The organism is Chelativorans sp. ZYF759, from assembly GCF_012911015.1.
Lineage (GTDB): Bacteria > Pseudomonadota > Alphaproteobacteria > Rhizobiales > Rhizobiaceae > ZYF759.
Window position 1 is genome coordinate 134,099 of record NZ_WVVV01000005.1, and the last position, 16,258, is coordinate 150,356.

At 65.1% G+C, this 16,258-nt stretch carries 10 protein-coding genes; 3 read left to right on the forward strand and 7 right to left on the reverse strand.

What is annotated here, in order from left to right; all coding sequences use genetic code 11:
* Window positions 1–15: 15 nt before the first annotated feature.
* Together GRZ55_RS10155 and GRZ55_RS10160 are read right to left on the reverse strand one after the other, a co-directional pair.
* Window positions 16–1,599, reverse strand: a complete 1,584-nt coding sequence (locus GRZ55_RS10155; RefSeq protein WP_169286796.1) for a GMC family oxidoreductase — start codon at window positions 1,597–1,599, stop codon at window positions 16–18.
* Between the two features lie 13 nt (window positions 1,600–1,612).
* Window positions 1,613–3,013: an aldehyde dehydrogenase family protein gene (locus tag GRZ55_RS10160; protein ID WP_169286797.1), complete on the reverse strand. Its 1,401-nt coding sequence runs from the start codon at window positions 3,011–3,013 to the stop codon at window positions 1,613–1,615.
* Window positions 3,014–3,160: 147 nt separating this feature from the next.
* Between GRZ55_RS10160 and ilvD the strand changes: the two genes are divergently transcribed.
* Window positions 3,161–4,996, forward strand: a complete 1,836-nt coding sequence (gene ilvD, locus GRZ55_RS10165) for a dihydroxy-acid dehydratase (protein ID WP_169286798.1) — start codon at window positions 3,161–3,163, stop codon at window positions 4,994–4,996.
* Between the two features lie 16 nt (window positions 4,997–5,012).
* Here ilvD and GRZ55_RS10170 read toward each other — a convergent pair whose 3' ends face one another.
* The 5 genes from GRZ55_RS10170 to GRZ55_RS10190 form a co-directional block, all read right to left on the reverse strand.
* Window positions 5,013–7,301: a PBP1A family penicillin-binding protein gene (locus GRZ55_RS10170; RefSeq protein ID WP_246734658.1), complete on the reverse strand. Its 2,289-nt coding sequence runs from the start codon at window positions 7,299–7,301 to the stop codon at window positions 5,013–5,015.
* A 143-nt stretch (window positions 7,302–7,444) separates the two neighbouring features.
* Window positions 7,445–8,434 carry a MoxR family ATPase gene (locus GRZ55_RS10175; protein WP_169286799.1) on the reverse strand — a complete coding sequence of 330 codons (990 nt, stop codon included), beginning with the start codon at window positions 8,432–8,434 and terminating at the stop codon, window positions 7,445–7,447.
* A complete protein-coding gene (locus GRZ55_RS10180; protein ID WP_169286800.1) occupies window positions 8,400–9,830 on the reverse strand; it encodes a DUF4129 domain-containing protein in 1,431 nt (476 codons plus the stop codon). Before GRZ55_RS10180 ends, GRZ55_RS10175 begins: the two co-directional genes overlap by 35 nt.
* Window positions 9,827–11,086 carry a DUF58 domain-containing protein gene (locus GRZ55_RS10185; protein WP_169286801.1) on the reverse strand — a complete coding sequence of 420 codons (1,260 nt, stop codon included), beginning with the start codon at window positions 11,084–11,086 and terminating at the stop codon, window positions 9,827–9,829. The genes GRZ55_RS10180 and GRZ55_RS10185 overlap by 4 nt, the downstream gene beginning before the upstream one ends.
* Entirely contained in the window at window positions 11,083–11,778 is a 696-nt protein-coding gene (locus tag GRZ55_RS10190) for a TetR/AcrR family transcriptional regulator (RefSeq protein WP_169286802.1), read from the reverse strand. The genes GRZ55_RS10185 and GRZ55_RS10190 overlap by 4 nt, the downstream gene beginning before the upstream one ends.
* 163 nt (window positions 11,779–11,941) lie before the next feature.
* Here GRZ55_RS10190 and GRZ55_RS10195 point away from each other — a divergent pair, with 163 nt between their 5' ends.
* Complete coding sequence (locus GRZ55_RS10195; protein WP_169286803.1) at window positions 11,942–13,123, forward strand: efflux RND transporter periplasmic adaptor subunit; 1,182 nt, start codon at window positions 11,942–11,944, stop codon at window positions 13,121–13,123.
* Complete coding sequence (locus GRZ55_RS10200) at window positions 13,123–16,251, forward strand: efflux RND transporter permease subunit (RefSeq protein WP_169286804.1); 3,129 nt, start codon at window positions 13,123–13,125, stop codon at window positions 16,249–16,251. Before GRZ55_RS10195 ends, GRZ55_RS10200 begins: the two co-directional genes overlap by 1 nt.
* Window positions 16,252–16,258 lie beyond the last annotated feature (7 nt).

Below are 16,258 nucleotides of genomic sequence, written 5' to 3' on the forward strand. Positions count from 1 at the left end.
GCCTGGCGGCTGGCTTCAGCCTGTCCGACGCAACATGATGGCGGCCGCGTTCTCGGCTATCATCATGGTCGGCGCATTGGTATTGCCGGCAACCAGCCGTGGCATCACCGAGGCGTCGACCACGCGCAGACCCTCGACGCCGCGCACGCGCAACTGCGGATCGACCACGGAGGCCCCGTCCTTTCCCATGCGACAGGTTCCGGCCGGGTGGTAGATCGTCTCGGCGCGGGCACGGATGTCGGAGAGCAGTTGATCGTCGCTCCGCAGATCGGGACCGGGATGCAGTTCCGCCTTGCGGTGGGCGGCCAGGGCCGGGGCATCCATGATCGCGCGCCCGATCCTCACGGCTTTGAGCATCGTGTCCACGTCGCGGGGGTCGCCAAGATAGTCGGGCTCGATCCGGGCATTGGCTGTCGGATCGGGCGAGGAGAGGCGGATGCGGCCCCGGCTTTCCGGCAGGAGGTCGCAGACATGCATGGTGTAGCCATAGCCGAACGAGATCTGCCTTCCGTGGTCGCGCAGGTAGGCGGGGATGAAGTGGAACTGCAGGTTCGGCCGGTCGCGCTCCGGACCGCTTCTGACAAAGCCGCCGGCTTCGGCGACGTTGCTCGTGAACTCCCCCGTACCATCGCGTGAAAAGGCCCGGTAGGCGCGAAACGCGCGTGGCAGATAGGACAGCGACAGCCCGATGGCGTCGCGCGTGCTGGCTGCAGCCATCAAGGTGACATCGAGATGGTCCTGCAGGTTTTCGCCCACTTCGGGCAGATCGTGCAGGACGGGGATGCCGTGACGCTGAAGTTCCGCGCCCGGACCGACGCCCGACAGCTGAAGCAGTTGCGGGGAGTTGATCGCGCCGCCCGACAGGATCACCTCGCCGCCGGGATTGAGTTTGAGGTCGCCCTGGGCAAGCGCGACACCTGTCGCGCGACGACCGTCAAACAGGACTCTCAGGACCAGCTGGCCTGTACGCACCTCCAGATTGGGGCGCCCCAGTGCCGGTTCGAGAAAGGCACGGGCCGAACTGAAGCGCCGTCCGTCGCGCTGCGTGACCTGAAACAGGCCAAATCCTTCCTGCCGTGCGCCGTTGAAGTCGTCATTGCGCGGATATTGCAGCTGGGCGGCGGCCTCCACGAAGGCATGGCTCAGCGGGTTGGCATGGCGCAGATGGGCAACAGCCAGCTCGCCTTCGACGCCGTGATGTTCGTCATGGATGTCGCAATTGTTCTCCATCGCGATGAAGAGTTCGCGCGCGCGCCGCCAGCCCCATTCGCCGCCCGCCGCCTCGGCCCAGCCTTCATAATCCGCCTTGTGGCCGCGCATGTAGATCATGGCATTGATCGAGCTCGATCCACCCAGCGTCCGGCCGCGCGGCCAGTAGAGCCGGCGGTCGTTCAGTTCGCGCTGCGGTTCGGTCAGATAGCCCCAGTTGATCTTGCGGTTGCGCGCGATCGCCGCCAGGCCGAGGGGCATGTGAATGAACGGGCTGGTATCGCGCGGCCCCGCCTCGATCAGGCAGACGCGTTTGTCTGGATCGCGCGACAGCCGGTTGGCCAGCACGCAGCCGGCCGAGCCCGCGCCCACGATGATGTAGTCGTACATGCCATTCTGCCCCTCACCCCAGCAGCCGGCGCGCCATGCGGATCAGCCGCTTCACCCGCTCCGTATACGGCGGAAACAGCATGGGAACCGCAGAGAAGCGGTTGGTCAAGATGGATTTTTCATGGCTGAAGGCGCGGAAGCCATGGATGCCGTGTGCCGCGCCCAGCCCTGAATTGTTGACACCGCCGAAGGGCAGTCCGGGATGCGTATAGTGCAGGAAGGCGGCGTTGACGCTGACCCCGCCCGAACTTGTCTCGGTCACGACCCGATCAATCAAGGCCTTGTCCCTCTCGAAGACATAGAGAGCCAGGGGCTTGGGCCTTGCATTGATCGTGACAATCGGATCGCCGATGTCGGCATAGGTCATGATCGGCAGGATCGGCCCGAAGATCTCTTCATGGTCGATTTCCATTTCGGGCGTCAGCGCCTCGATCAGCGTCGGCTCCAGGAAGCGCCCATCGCCTTTGCCGCCTTGGATCACCTGCGCCCCCTTCTTCAGCGCGTCGTCGAGGAGCCCGCGCAAACGCGCCGCGTGGTGATCGTTGACAATGCGGGCGAAGTCCGCCGACTGCTCGGCCTCCACGCCATAGAATTTCGTGATCTCGGTGCGGAGTGCCGCGGTGAAGTCCGCCGCGACGGATTGATGGACGAAGACGTGGTCAGGCGCGATGCAGGTCTGACCTGCATTCGAGAAGCGCCCGAACGCCGTCCATTGCGCGGCCTTCTTCAGGTCTGCGCCGGGGCCCACGATCGTGGGCGACTTGCCCCCCAATTCGAGCGTGACCGAGGCCAGGTTCCTGGCGGCTGCCGCCATCACGATCTTGCCGACCTGCGGGCTGCCGGTGAAGAAGATATGGTCGAAAGGCAGTTCCAGCAGTCGCTGCGAGACGTCCTTGTCGCCCTCGATAACGGTGACGAGTTCGGGCGGGAAGGTTTCCGCCACCATCTCGGCGATGAGGCGCGAGGTGGCGGGGGTCATTTCCGAAGGTTTCAGGATGGCGCTGTTGCCGGCCGCGAGTGCCGAAACCAGTGGCGAGAACATCAGGTTGAAGGGGTAGTTCCAAGGCGCGATGATGAGGCAGACGCCGCGCGGCTCGGGGCGGATTTGCGCGCTCGTGCCGAAGGTGGCCATGGTGGGCAACATCCGTTGCGGCTTCATCCAGCCGCGCAGGTGCCGGCGCACATGCGCGATTTCCTGGGTCACCGGCATGATCTCGGAAAAGATCGTTTCGGCCTCCGGCTTGGCGAAGTCGGCTGCGATGGCGGCCACGATGTCCTGTTCGCGGCGGTCGATCGCGGCCTTGAGGGCGTTGAGGGCGGCCAGCCTTTCCGCCAGCCCGAATTCGACCCTGCGGCGCGCACTGCCGGCCTTCTGAAGTTCGAAAGCCGAGGCGATCCTGTCGTGCTGGTTCATGGCGGTTTTCTTGTCCCGGTCTGCCTGCGGGCGAGTGTAGAAGCCTGCGGCGGGTTGTCGATATGCCTGGCAATCGCAATTAGGCATCGCCGCGGTTCTCTGCTAGGGGACGGGCGTTTCAGGCAACTCAAGGACACGGACGAAAGCATGCCTCCCTATCGTTCCCGCACCAGCACCCATGGACGCAACATGGCCGGCGCGCGCGGCCTCTGGCGCGCCACCGGCATGAAGGACAACGATTTCGGCAAGCCGATCATCGCGGTGGTGAACTCCTTCACGCAATTCGTGCCGGGGCACGTGCATCTGAAGGATCTCGGCCAGCTGGTGGCGCGCGAGATCGAAGCTGCCGGCGGCGTGGCCAAGGAGTTCAACACCATAGCCGTCGACGACGGCATCGCCATGGGCCACGACGGCATGCTCTATTCGCTGCCGTCGCGCGAGCTGATCGCGGATTCCGTGGAGTATATGGTCAATGCGCATTGCGCGGATGCGATGGTCTGCATTTCCAATTGCGACAAGATCACGCCCGGCATGCTGATGGCCGCCATGCGGCTCAACATACCTGCCGTGTTTGTTTCCGGCGGGCCGATGGAGGCAGGCAAGGTTGTGCTCGACGGCAAGGAGGTCGCGCTCGATCTCGTCGATGCCATGGTGGCTGCCGCCGACGACAGCTATACCGACGAGCAGGTACAGACCATCGAGCGCTCGGCTTGCCCGACCTGCGGCTCGTGCTCGGGCATGTTCACGGCGAACTCGATGAATTGCCTCACCGAGGCGCTGGGGCTCTCGCTGCCGGGCAATGGATCGACCCTGGCGACACACGCCGATCGCAAGCGCCTGTTCGTGGAAGCCGGCCATCTCATCGTCGACGTGGCCCAGCGGTACTACCAGCAGGACGATGAAAGCGTGTTGCCGCGCAACGTCGCCTCGAAGGCTGCCTTCGAGAACGCGATGGCACTGGACATCGCCATGGGTGGCTCGACCAATACCGTGCTTCACATCCTCGCCGCCGCGATCGAGGGCGAGATCGATTTCGACCTCGACGACATCGACGCGCTTTCGCGCAAGGTGCCGGTTCTGTGCAAGGTCGCACCCGCCAAATCCGATGTCCACATGGAAGACGTTCACCGCGCGGGCGGCATCATGGCGATTCTGGGTCAGCTGGACCGGGCCGGGCTTATCAACCGCGATGTCCCAACGGTCCACGCGACGACGATCGGCGAGGCGATCGACCGATGGGACGTATCCCGGACATCAAGCGAGAGCGTGCGGGACTTCTTCAGGGCGGCGCCCGGCGGCGTGCCGACGCAAGTGGCCTTCAGCCAGCAACGCCGCTGGGACGATCTCGATCTCGACCGCATGACCGGCGTCATCCGCTCGGCCGATCACGCCTTTTCGAAGGATGGCGGCCTCGCCGTGCTGACCGGCAATCTCGCCGAGAATGGCTGCATCGTAAAGACGGCCGGCGTCGACGAATCGATCCTGGTCTTCTCCGGCCCGGCACGGGTCTTCGAGAGCCAGGATTCGGCGGTCAACGCGATCCTGACCAACAAGATCTCGGCCGGCGACGTGGTCGTCATCCGCTACGAGGGCCCGCGCGGAGGGCCTGGCATGCAGGAAATGCTCTATCCGACCAGCTATCTGAAATCGAAGGGACTGGGCAAGGCCTGTGCCCTCATCACAGATGGCCGGTTTTCCGGCGGCACATCCGGCCTGTCGATCGGGCACGTCTCGCCCGAAGCCGCGGAAGGCGGCACGATCGCACTGGTCCAGGATGGCGACTTGATCGAGATCGACATTCCCGGTCGCTCCATCCGGCTGACGGTCGCCGAGGAGGAACTCAAGCGCCGACGCGTCGCGCTGGACCATGTCGGCTTCAAGCCGACAGAAATCCGCAAGCGCAAGGTGACGGCAGCGCTCAGGGCCTACGCCGCCATGACCACCAGCGCCGACAAGGGCGCGGTCCGGCACGTGCCCGAGTAGGGCTCGCGCCGCCAGCTCAGCGCTGGCACATCCGCCTTGGGCCACGATAGGGCTGGTATGTGCAGTCGGCGGCTCGGAACGAGCGGTAGGCACGCGAACAGGCCTGAACGTTGCAGCTCGCGGCTGCTCCCTGGCGACCGCCAGCGGCGCCATTCGTGCGCTCGTTGTTGCGTGCCATCTGTCGACGCGCGCCGGGGGTGAACACCTCCACGCCGTTGGATTGCGCCTGTGACTGGACCGGGTCTGCCGCGCCGATGTCGCACATCCGTCGGCCACCGCTGTAGGGCTGGTAGGTGCAGTCGGACGCACGGAACGAGCGATAGCGGCGCGAGCATGCCTGGACGTCACAGGAAGGACCCGCCTGGGCAACCAGGTCGTCGCGGGACGAGCCGTGCTCTTGAGGCTCGTCCAGGGGCGCGTTGAAGGTCGGCCGGTGGTTCAGGGGATCGATGCCGTCCGGAAACCGTGCATCTGCCTGATGGACGAACGAACTGAAAATCTCAGCAGGCAGCCCACCGCCGGTCACCCGGTTCATCGGCGTGCCATCATCGTTGCCGACCCAGACACCGACCACCCAGTTTTCCGAAAAACCGACAAACCATGCGTCGCGGAAGTTCTGGCTGGTGCCCGTCTTGCCCGCCGCAAAACTGCCCGTCGCCGCGTTGCGGCCCGTGCCTTCGTCCACCACCAGACGCATCATGTCGACCATCTGGTTGCGGGACGCGCCCAGTTCCTGCGTGCGCATGCGGGCAGGTCCGACGCGCAGGGGGCGGCCGGTCTGCTCGGCGCTGAAGGAGGCAATCGCCCACGGCTCGGTCGGTGCGATGCCGGAACGGATCGATGCATAGGCGCCCGTCAGGTCGAGGAGGCTGACTTCCGATGTGCCGAGAGCCAGGGAAGGGGTCTCCATCAGCGGCGAGTCGATGCCCAGCGTCCGTGCGGTTTCGGCTACCTGGTCGATGCCCACTGTCTCCGCGATCGACACTGTGGCCGCGTTCAGCGACCGCGCGAAGGCGTCGGCCACGGTCACCTGTCCGTAGAACTGGCCCCCGAAATTCTCTGGCGCCCAGCCGGCGACCTCGACAGGCTCATCGATGACAAGATCGTTGGGATCGATGCCGGCTTCCAAGGCGGCGTAATAGACGAAGAGCTTGAAGGTCGAGCCCGGCTGGCGCATGGCGGCAACGGCGCGGTTGAAACTGCTTTCGCCGTAGTCGACGCCGCCCACCATCGCCAGAACGGCGCCATCGGGTGCCATCGCAACGAGTGCAGCCTGAGTGGCGCCGGACGTTTCGCCATTCTCCTCGATAGCCTCACGGACAACTTCACTGGCAATTTCCTGAAGCTCGGGAACATGAGTGGTCTGGACGCGGATCGTACCGCGATAGGGACCGGCGATGTCGCGGGCCTCCTCCATCGCCCAGTCCGCAAACCAGCTGCCAGAGCTTTCCGGTGCCGGGCGCGTCACGATCTCGGTACCCTCGAGATCCGCTGCATAAGCCTCCTCGACAGTAAGCCGGCCGTCGATGCGCATTGCATCAATGACGACAGCAGCGCGCTGGCGCGAAGCGTCGGGATTGCGGCGAGGATTCAGAACGGAGGGCGCGCGGATGACGCCGGCGATCAGTGCGGATTCCTCCAGCGTCAGATCGCTTACGTCCTTGTCGAAATAGACGCGTGCGGCAGCCGGAACGCCAGTTGCTCCCGCTCCGAGATAGATGCTGTTGAGGTATCGGGTGAGAATCTCCTCCTTGCCCAGCCTTGCCTCTAGCCAGAAAGAGACAAATGTCTCCTGGACCTTGCGCCGCAAGGTCCGGTCTTGCTCCAGATAGAGCACCTTGACCAGCTGCTGGGTGATGGTGCTTCCACCCTCCACGACCTGGCCGGCACCAATGTTTCGCACGAAGGCACGCGTGATGCCGCGCAGGTCGATGCCGTAATGATCGAAAAAGCGCCGATCCTCGATGGCCAGCACCGCGCCAACGAGGTGGTCGGGATAGTCTTCCAGCGGCGTGTGGGCACCCTGGTAGGGGCCGCTCTGCACGAGGGGGTCGCCAGAGGCATTCTCGAGAAGGACCACCGGCCTCAGTGTTCCGTCGGCGATCTGTTGCCATGGGACGTCCCGCAAGGCCCACCATGTAATGGCGCCCGCGGCAACGATCGAGATCAGAGCGGCGACAGCTATCGCAGAAACCCAGTTGATACCTCTTCGGCGAGGTCTCGAGGATGGGGCCTCGCCCGCCTTGTCCAAAGGGTTGCCCCGGCTCGCTTCGTGCGTGCCATTATCGTTCTTGTTGTCAGCCATGCGCCTCTCCCGCTGTCGCGGCCGTCCCTTGCCGGTCTCGTCCCTTGGGGAGGACGATGATCTGCAAACGGACGACCTCGGGCGGGGTTCCCTCGCTCGACAACTGAACTGTGGAGTTCTGGCCTGCGCCGTGCTGGCGAGGCTCAGTCGACCGGCACTTCCACCCGCTTCACGGCCGCCTCGATCAGCGATTTGCGGTTCTCACCTTTCAGGCGGGCTTCGGCACCCACCACGATGCGGTGGGCGAGAACCGGGACGGCGAGATCCTTGGCATCGTCGGGAACCACATAGTCGCGGCCTCTGATCGCGGCCAGGGCCTGCGCGGCGGCGTAGAGCCGCTGGGTGGCGCGAGGGCTGGCGCCGAGATGGATGCCGGGAAGCTCGCGCGTGGCGCGCACCAAGCGCACGATGTATCGGCGCACGCTCGCCTCCACCTTCACCCGCCGGCAGAGGGTTTGGAGGCGGATGAGTTCCGGCCCGTCGATGACGGGAGCAAGCGACTCAAGCGGGCTCGACTGCTCGAACCGCATGACGATCTCCTCTTCCTCGTCCTCGCTGGGGTAGCCGTGGGATAGCGTAATCAGAAAGCGGTCGAGCTGCGCCTCGGGCAGCGGGAAGGTGCCTTCCTGTTCGATGGGGTTTTGCGTCGCGATGACGAGGAAAGGACGCGGAAGGGGATGCGAGCGGTCATCGACCGTGATCTGCCGTTCCTCCATCGCTTCCAGGAGGCACGATTGGGTGCGCGGGGTGGCCCGGTTGATCTCGTCGGCAAGGATGATGTTGCCGAGAAGTGGCCCCGGGCGGAAGCGGAATTCGCCACGCTGCTGGTCGTAGATGTTAAGGCCGGTCACGTCGGAGGGCAGAAGGTCGGGCGTGAACTGGATGCGGCGGAAGTCGCCGTCGATGCAGCGCGCCATGGTGCGGGCCAGCAGGGTCTTGCCCATGCCCGGAATATCCTCCAGCGCGACATGGCCTTCGCACAGCAGCGCGACCACGACCAGCGTCACCGTGTCCCGCTTGCCCACGATCACGCGTTCCACGGCGTCGATCAGCTCGCGCGCCCTCGGCTGGACCTCGGCTCCCGGGCTCTGCATGTGATCAGTCTCGCTTGCCGTCTTGAGCATAAGGGTCATGTTCCTTGTATCTGACCAGAGTGAGTGAGCGGCGCAGTTTGCGGCGCAGCTTTGCAAAGCGTCCCGGAGGTAGCTCGTCGGCTTCACCATAGCGCTGGGCATTGTAGAGCTTGCCGGCAAGCGCCAGATCGCCTCCCGGCGAGGGCCATATGCCGCGCATGCGGCGTGCGTAATCGGCGGGTGTTTCGTGCTTTTCGCGGGGCCACCCGCGGTTGTCGAGGTCACGAAGCAAGCGCAGATAGGTGCGCCGGGTGCTCCGCGTTTTCGATCGACCGAACCTCAGACGTCCTGCGAATTCTCGCACCCCCTTGGCTGCTGAAGCGAACAGCCCGACGAGATGCCTCCATAACTGGCGCAGCGTATCGCCCAGACCGTGGTTCGACCGGTCGAAATCCAGGCCCGTCGTCAGGCGGCGCGGCTTGCGAAGCCAGGCGATCAGGCCACGCAGATTGCCAAGCAATATGATCGCCACCACCACGGCGATCGTGCCGAAGAAAAGGACCGAGAAAATCCGCCGCAGATAGTCCGGGCCCCGCAGCACCGGCTCACGCGGTGCAGCCGGCATGGCGCCGCCGCCCGCCGGCTCCGGCAGTTCGAAGGGTTCAGGTTCCGGCTGAGGCAGGAAACTGAACAGCCAGGCGAGGAAGGACCCAGCCAGTTCCAGGCCCCGCATGAGCAGCGCCAGGACGATGTCCAGCACCGACCGATCGACCACCGCGCTTGCCAGCAGCCCGACAAGCAGCACCGCAGCGATGCCCACGATCGCCGAGATCGGATTGCGGGTCGATGTGCCAGCGGCGCTGGCGCCGGCGCGGACATGCCACAATGTTGCGAGCCCGAAGCCGATGAAGCCCATGGCGAGCCACATCACTACCCCTTGATCGTTTCGTAACGCCTGGCCGATGCCGAGCACCAGGAGGAGCACCAGAAGACCAATCTGGAAACCGAGCGCCACGGCATGCGCATCGAGCCTCTTGCCGGACAGCATGATCCCTCTTGCCCAGCAGAACGCGGCGCCGGTCAGAAGGATCAGGGCCTGCCGTCCGGCAGGATCGTTGATCAGCCAATCCAGTTGAAAGCCGGCCCCGCGCCAATGTGCGACGCTCTGCGGTGCGATGAGAAGGAAGGCGGCCAGCACGAAGCCGCCATATGCCGTGGCGTGGCTGGCGCCCAAAGGCCAATGGCCCAGGGAGGATTGCCTCAGCCCGGCGTCGAGAAGAAGGGCCAGCGGATAGGCCAGGCAGATGATTGCGAAGGGCAGGCCCGTATTCTGGCCGGCACCGCTGTCGAGGAGGAGCAGCAAGGCGGCGATCCAGCTCAGCTCCATGGCGATGAACAGCCATGACTGGAGATCCGGCCATTGGAGCCGGACTCTTGGGATCGCGCGGTCGTTCATGGCGCGAGGCCCCCGATCAGTGGACCGAGCTGGCGGCAGGAGAGCGAGGTGTCGGGCAGTTCGCCCGGACCCGCCTGGAGGAGGACGATCGGACGACCCCGCTGGTCGAGCTCGCGCAGGCGCGCGAGCAGTGCGGCGTCGAACTGTCTGGCGATGACGGCGAGCGTCGCCCGTCCGGCGGTGGCCGGAAGCGTCACATCGAGGAACGACCGGAAAGGTTCACTTGGCGAGCGGCCGAGCCTTGCGAGCCTTTCCAGGATGACGGTCTGCTGACCCGGCGCCCTGCTGGCGGGGACCGCGACCGCACCGGCGCCATCTCCCTGCAGACCGTTGGCAAAGACGCCGACCTGCCGTCGGCTCTCCAGTTCGTGGCTGGCGATCGAGGCGAGTGCGCTGACTGCCATCTCGAAGAGGTCGTCATCCACGACGGCGAAGCTGTCCACGGCCAGATAGAGCGCGGTATCGAGGCTGACAGTCGGCTCGTATTGCCTCGCCATCAGTTCGCCCGTGCGGGCCGACGCCGACCAAGCGATGGCCTTGAAGGGAGTCTCAGGCGTGTAGGGCCTGAGCGCCATCGGGCGGCCGGGGTCCTCGAACAGGCGCCGCGGGTCCCGGGCTGCGCCAAGCGGCTGGTAGGCGGGAAGACCGAGTTCGGACACCGGATAGATTCGTGGATAGACCACCAGCGCCTGGCCGGTCGGGAAGGATCGTGTCTTGATGAACAACCCGAACACGTCGGAACTGCGCAAGGTGCCAGCGCCGATCCTGTGGTAGCCGCGCTTGCGGCAGGAGATCAGCCGGCGCAGGGTTGCCTGACGATAAGGGCCGAGCGCCGTGGCGAAACGCAGGCATGGCGCGCCTGTCGCATCGGCTCCGAGCAGATCGTCGCCCGGCAGCAACTCGGCGGGCATCGAGATCTCGGCCTCGAGCCAGCTCAGCGGCAGGATCTTGGCGTTGTCGATCTCGACCGTGAACCCCACCTCGTCGCCTGGAAAGGCGCGTTGCGCCGAAAGGGCAGGCGACAGCGCAACGGCGTGAAGCGACAGATAGGCCCACCCCCGCGCCACCAGCCCTGTTGCCGCGACGAGTCCCGCCACAAGCACCAGGCCGCTCAGGCCGAACCATGCGGCGGCCACCATCGTCCCCGCCATGAGAACGAGGCCCGGAAGGTCGAACAGGAATAGCTGCGTTCCCGGCGACTGGTCGCCGGCCCGCGCAATATCCTGCTGTTCTGGGGTTGCCCCGGCTGAGGTCATGAAGCGGGCAGGGCTCCGGATGAGCGGGAGGGAATGACTCGGGCCTCTCCCCCCATGGCGCCGGCCACGAAGATGTCGATCGATCGCTCGAGAAGCGCGCAATCCAGCGCCTTTTCCGCAGTGCTCTCCAGCATCGCGCGGCGCAAGGGCGGCAGGACGATGAGGCCGAAAAGTATCTGCGCATCCAGGCGCGCGGCTTCGTCCGTGCGGTCGCCGTAGGCGTCGAGCTGGCGCAGGAGACTGGCGGTAATGGCCGTTACCCGCTCGCCACCCTCCAGATACATGCGGTGGGCGAGTTCCGGAAACTGATGCGCCTCGCCGGCGATGATCCGTTCGAGCGCTATGACCTGCGGATCGATCATGATGTCCAGCAGCTGGCGCGCAAGATCGTGGAGGCGTTCATGCGCATCCCCCTTGGGCACGATGATAGCCTCCAGTTCCCGCATCTTGCGGTGACCCAGTTCCGTCACCGCCGCCTCGAAAAGGTCGGCCTTGTTGGCGAAGCGCGCGTAGATGGTCGGCTTGGAGATGCCGGCTTCGGCCGAGACCATGTCCATGGAGGTCTTCTCGAAGCCATGCTTCAGGAACAGATCGGTCGCGGTGGCCACGAGACGCTTGGTCAGCGCGGCCGCGTCCTTGCGGGTCGGACGCCCCCCCCGCCGCTCTTTTCCTCCTGAACCTTCTGGTGGCATTGTGGGTTGCGCCTCTTGAATAAGCCCGGCACGACTTATATTAACTACACCGTTTAGTTTCAATGGATAAGTGCGGTGCATTCACACCCTTCCGGTTGATGTGAGCGCCGGTGAAACCATGTGTGGAACGGCAGCATTGCCCGTGACATGAAAGGATGGCCGCATGGGCCGCTATTTCAACGCAACGACCCTTGTCTTTCTCGGCCTGATCGCCCTCGTCGTGGTGTGGATCGGCAGCGGCATGATCACGCGCGAGCCCATCGCGCCGCCAGAGCGCGCGCAGACGCGCATGCCGACCGTCGCTGCGAGCTGGAGCGAGGCCGAGGAGATCGTGCGCGAACTCGTGCTCTACGGCGATGTCGAGCCGGTCCAGGTTGCCATGTTGCGGGCACGCACGGACGGTATCGTCGAGGAGGTCGTGTCACAGGGCACACGGGTGGAAAGCGGCGATGTTCTGGCGCAACTTTCCTCCGATGACCGTGAGGCGCGGCTTGTGCGCGCCGAAGCGCAACTGGCCCTGGCCGAGCGAGATTTTCGCGCGGCCGAGCAGTTGGCCGAGCGGGGCGTGGGGCCTGAAGCCGAGGCGCAGGCCCGACTTGCGCAACTCGAAGCCGCGCGCGCGGAGCTGCGCGCCATCGAGCTGGAGATCGGCAACACGACCTTGCGCGCTCCCATCAGCGGCACCGTCAACCAGATTGTCGCTGAGATGGGCGCCTATGTATCGCCGGGCGGCGAGGTGTTGGAGATTGTGGACAACGATCCGCTGGTCGCCGTGGTCCACGTCCAGCAAGCCCAGATTCCCAATGTGCGCGTAGGCGCCTCCGCCCGCGTCAAATTCATCGGGGGCGACCAGAAGGAGGGACGCGTTCGCTTCGTGTCGCCGATTGCCGATGCCGCAACACGCACTTTCCGCGTGGAGATCCAGATCGACAACGCCGACCGCGAGCTGCCGGCCGGTCTCAGCGCGGAGGTAACAATACCTTTCCAGTCGGTTCCCGCGCACCGCGTCTCGGCGGCGCTCGGGCGACTGGACGAGCAGGGTCGCATCGGCCTCCACATTCTCGACGAGGAAGACCGCATCCAGTTCGCGCCGATCGAGATCATCAGGGCGCGCGCCGATGGCGTGTGGGTTACGGGCCTGCCGGAGCGGGCGAGAATCGTCACCATCAGCCAGGGAACCTTGCGGCCAGGTCAGCAGGTCAACGTACAGGAAACACCAGAGGAATACCTCCTGGGCGGCGCGGGCTCTGGCGCATCCGATGCCATGCAAGCCGTTTCGGATCGCATCGGCGCTGACGATTCAGTTGCCGAGGAAGTTGAAGAGAACGGCTTGGAGAACCGCTGATGCATACGCTCATCGCCGCGGCCTTCAGCCGTGTCCGGACGGCGCTTCTGTTCCTGGTTCTGATCTTCATTGCCGGCGCCTATTCCTATGCGACCATTTCCAAGGAAGCGGCGCCGGAGATCGACATTCCCGTCTTCATCGTCAACGTCACCTATTCCGGCATTTCGGCCGAAGACAGCGCACGGCTTCTCGTCGAGCCGATGGAGCGCCAGTTCCAGACGCTGGAAGGCCTGCGACGCATGAGCGGCCAGGCGGGCGAGGGCTTCGCCACCATGACGCTCGAATTCCAGCCCGGCTATGATCAGGATCGGGCCCTGCAGGACGTTCGCGACGAGGCGGACAATGCGCAACCCGACCTTCCGGCCGGCGCCGATGCACCGATCGTGCGCGAGATCGATCTGTCGATCTTTCCCATTCTGACCATCGCCCTGTCGGGAGAGGTTCCCGAGCGCGAACTCATCGCGATGGCCCGCGACCTTGAGAACAGGCTGGAGTCGATATCTGGCGTTCTCGAGGCGGATCTGACGGGGGATCGAGAGGATCTCCTTGAAATCATCATCGATCCGCTTGCGATGCAGTCCTATGGCATTTCATCAGGTGAGATCGCCCAGGCGGTGCAGGCCAACAATCAGCTGGTGGCGGCCGGCGCGTTCGACACCGGCGCGGGTCGGATCGGCGTCTCGATCCCCGGAACGATCCAGACGCTTGCCGACGTCCTGGCCATGCCCGTCCAGGTCAGCGAGCGGACGGTCGTGCGCGTGCAGGACGTGGCGCAGGTGCGCCAGACCTACCAGGACGCCGTCAGCTTCGCGCGTATCGATGGACAGCCCACCATCGGCATCGACATCCGCAAGACGGCCGGCGCCAATGTCATCGACACGGTCGCACAGGTCCAGGCCATGGTTCAGGAAACCAGCGCCGGATGGTCGGACACGATCCGCGTCGACTACATGCAGAACCAGGCCGAAGACATCCAGACGCTGCTCGGCGATCTGGAGAACAACGTCATCGCGGCCATCATCCTGGTCATGCTGACGACGATCCTGGCGCTTGGCCTGCGCGCCTCGGTGCTGGTGGCGATCGCCATACCGGGCTCGTTCCTGGCTGGAATCCTGCTTATCAACCTGATGGGCTTCACGCTCAACATCGTCGTTCTGTTCGGTCTCATCCTGGTGATCGGGATGCTGGTGGACGGCGCCATCGTGGTGGTCGAACTCGCCGAGCGCTATCGCGCGGAAGGCATGTCGCGGCGCGAGGCCTTCCTGAATGCCGCGCAGCGCATGTCCTGGCCGATCACGGCTTCGACTGCCACCACGCTCGCGGTCTTCTTCCCGCTTCTGTTCTGGCCGGGCGTGGCGGGGCAGTTCATGATGTACCTTCCCGCGACGGTGATCGTGACCTTGGGCGCCTCGCTCTTCATGGCGCTGATATTCGTGCCCATCATCGGGACGCTGTTTGCGGGCGGGCGCTCGCCGATGATGAGCGCGGATTCCACGACGCATCCGAAGGTCTATGAGCGTGGTCTCAATTTCATGGTCGCCCGGCCGGGCTTCGCCGTCGGGCTGAGCCTTCTCGTGCTGGTGGGATCATTCTTCATCTACGGCCTGTTCGGGCGCGGCGTCGACTTCTTCCCGCCTGTCGAGCCCGAACGCGCCCAGATACAGGTCCAGGCCGACGGCAACCTCTCCGTCCAAGAGGCCGACCGTCTTGTTCGGATGGTCGAGAACCGGGTGGTCGGAACCGAGGGTATCGAACGCGCCTACTCGCGCACCATCGGGTCGGTCGAGCAGCGTCTCGGCCAGAACCTGGCGCCGGACGTGATCGGCACCATCCAGATCGACTTCACCGACTGGCGTCTGCGTCCGCCGGCGTCGGCCATCATCGAGCAGGTTCGCGGCATCACAGCGGAGCTGCCGGGCATCGGTGTGCGGGTCGAGGAACAGGAGGCAGGGCCAGGGGATGCGCGTCCGGTACAGATCCGTCTTTCGGCGGCAAACCGCGATCTCCTGCCCGAGGCCTCCGCGCTGCTCCAGGACCTGATGGTTGCGCAGGGCTCCTTTGTCGACATTTCGAGCGACGTACCCATCCCGTCGGCCGAAGTGCGGCTGCGCGTCGACCGAGAGCAGGCGGCGCGCTACGGCGTCGACATCGACACGCTGGGTACGGCCGTGCAGTTGCTGACGAACGGCGTGGTGCTGGGCAGCTATCTGCCGGACTATGCCGATGACGAAGTGGAGATCCGCCTGCGCTATCCGGCCGAGGAGAGAACCTTCGCCCAGCTGGCCGACCTGCGCATCTCGACGCAGAACGGCATGGTGCCGATCGCCAATTTCGTCGAGCTGGTGCCCAGCCTGGCTGCTTCCGTGATCAACCGGATCGACGGCCAGAACGTCCAGACCGTCTCTTCGGCGCTGACGGAAGGCACAACGGTGACGGAAGAATTGCAACGCCTGGAGCGATCCGTCGCCGAGGCCGGCCTGCCGGAGGGTGTCGCCATCAGCTTCGTGGGCGAGATCGAGGATCAGGAAGAGGCGATGACGTTCCTTGTCGTGGCGTTCATCGTCGCGATCTTCCTGATGTTCCTGATCCTGCTGACGCAGCTCAACAGCTTCTTCCAGAGCCTGCTGGTGCTTTCCGCGATCATCTTCTCTATCGCGGGCGTGCTGGTGGGCCTGGTCATCCGACAGGAATCCTTTTCCATTGTCATGAGCGGCATCGGCATCGTGGCGCTGGCCGGCATCGTGGTGAACAACAATATCGTGCTGATCGACGCCTATAACGAGCATCGCGGCAACGGCATGGCCCCGACAGATGCCGCGCTGAAGGCCGGCGCGGAACGCTTCCGCCCGGTGCTGCTCACGGCGATCACGACGATCGCCGGGCTGATGCCGATGGTACTCGGCATGACTGTCGACTTCATCAACCGCGACCTGTTCTTCGGCGCCCCGTCCGGCCAGTTCTGGGTGCAGCTGTCGACGGCGATCGTCGGCGGCCTCACTTTCGCGACCTTCATCACGGTCCTGCTGACGCCGGCACTTCTGGCATGGGACGGCAATCGCCGCGAGCGGCACGCGGCGCGGCGGCGCCAGCGGCTGGAAGGCGGCGATGCGGCGGCCGCGCCCGCCTAGTCGACGC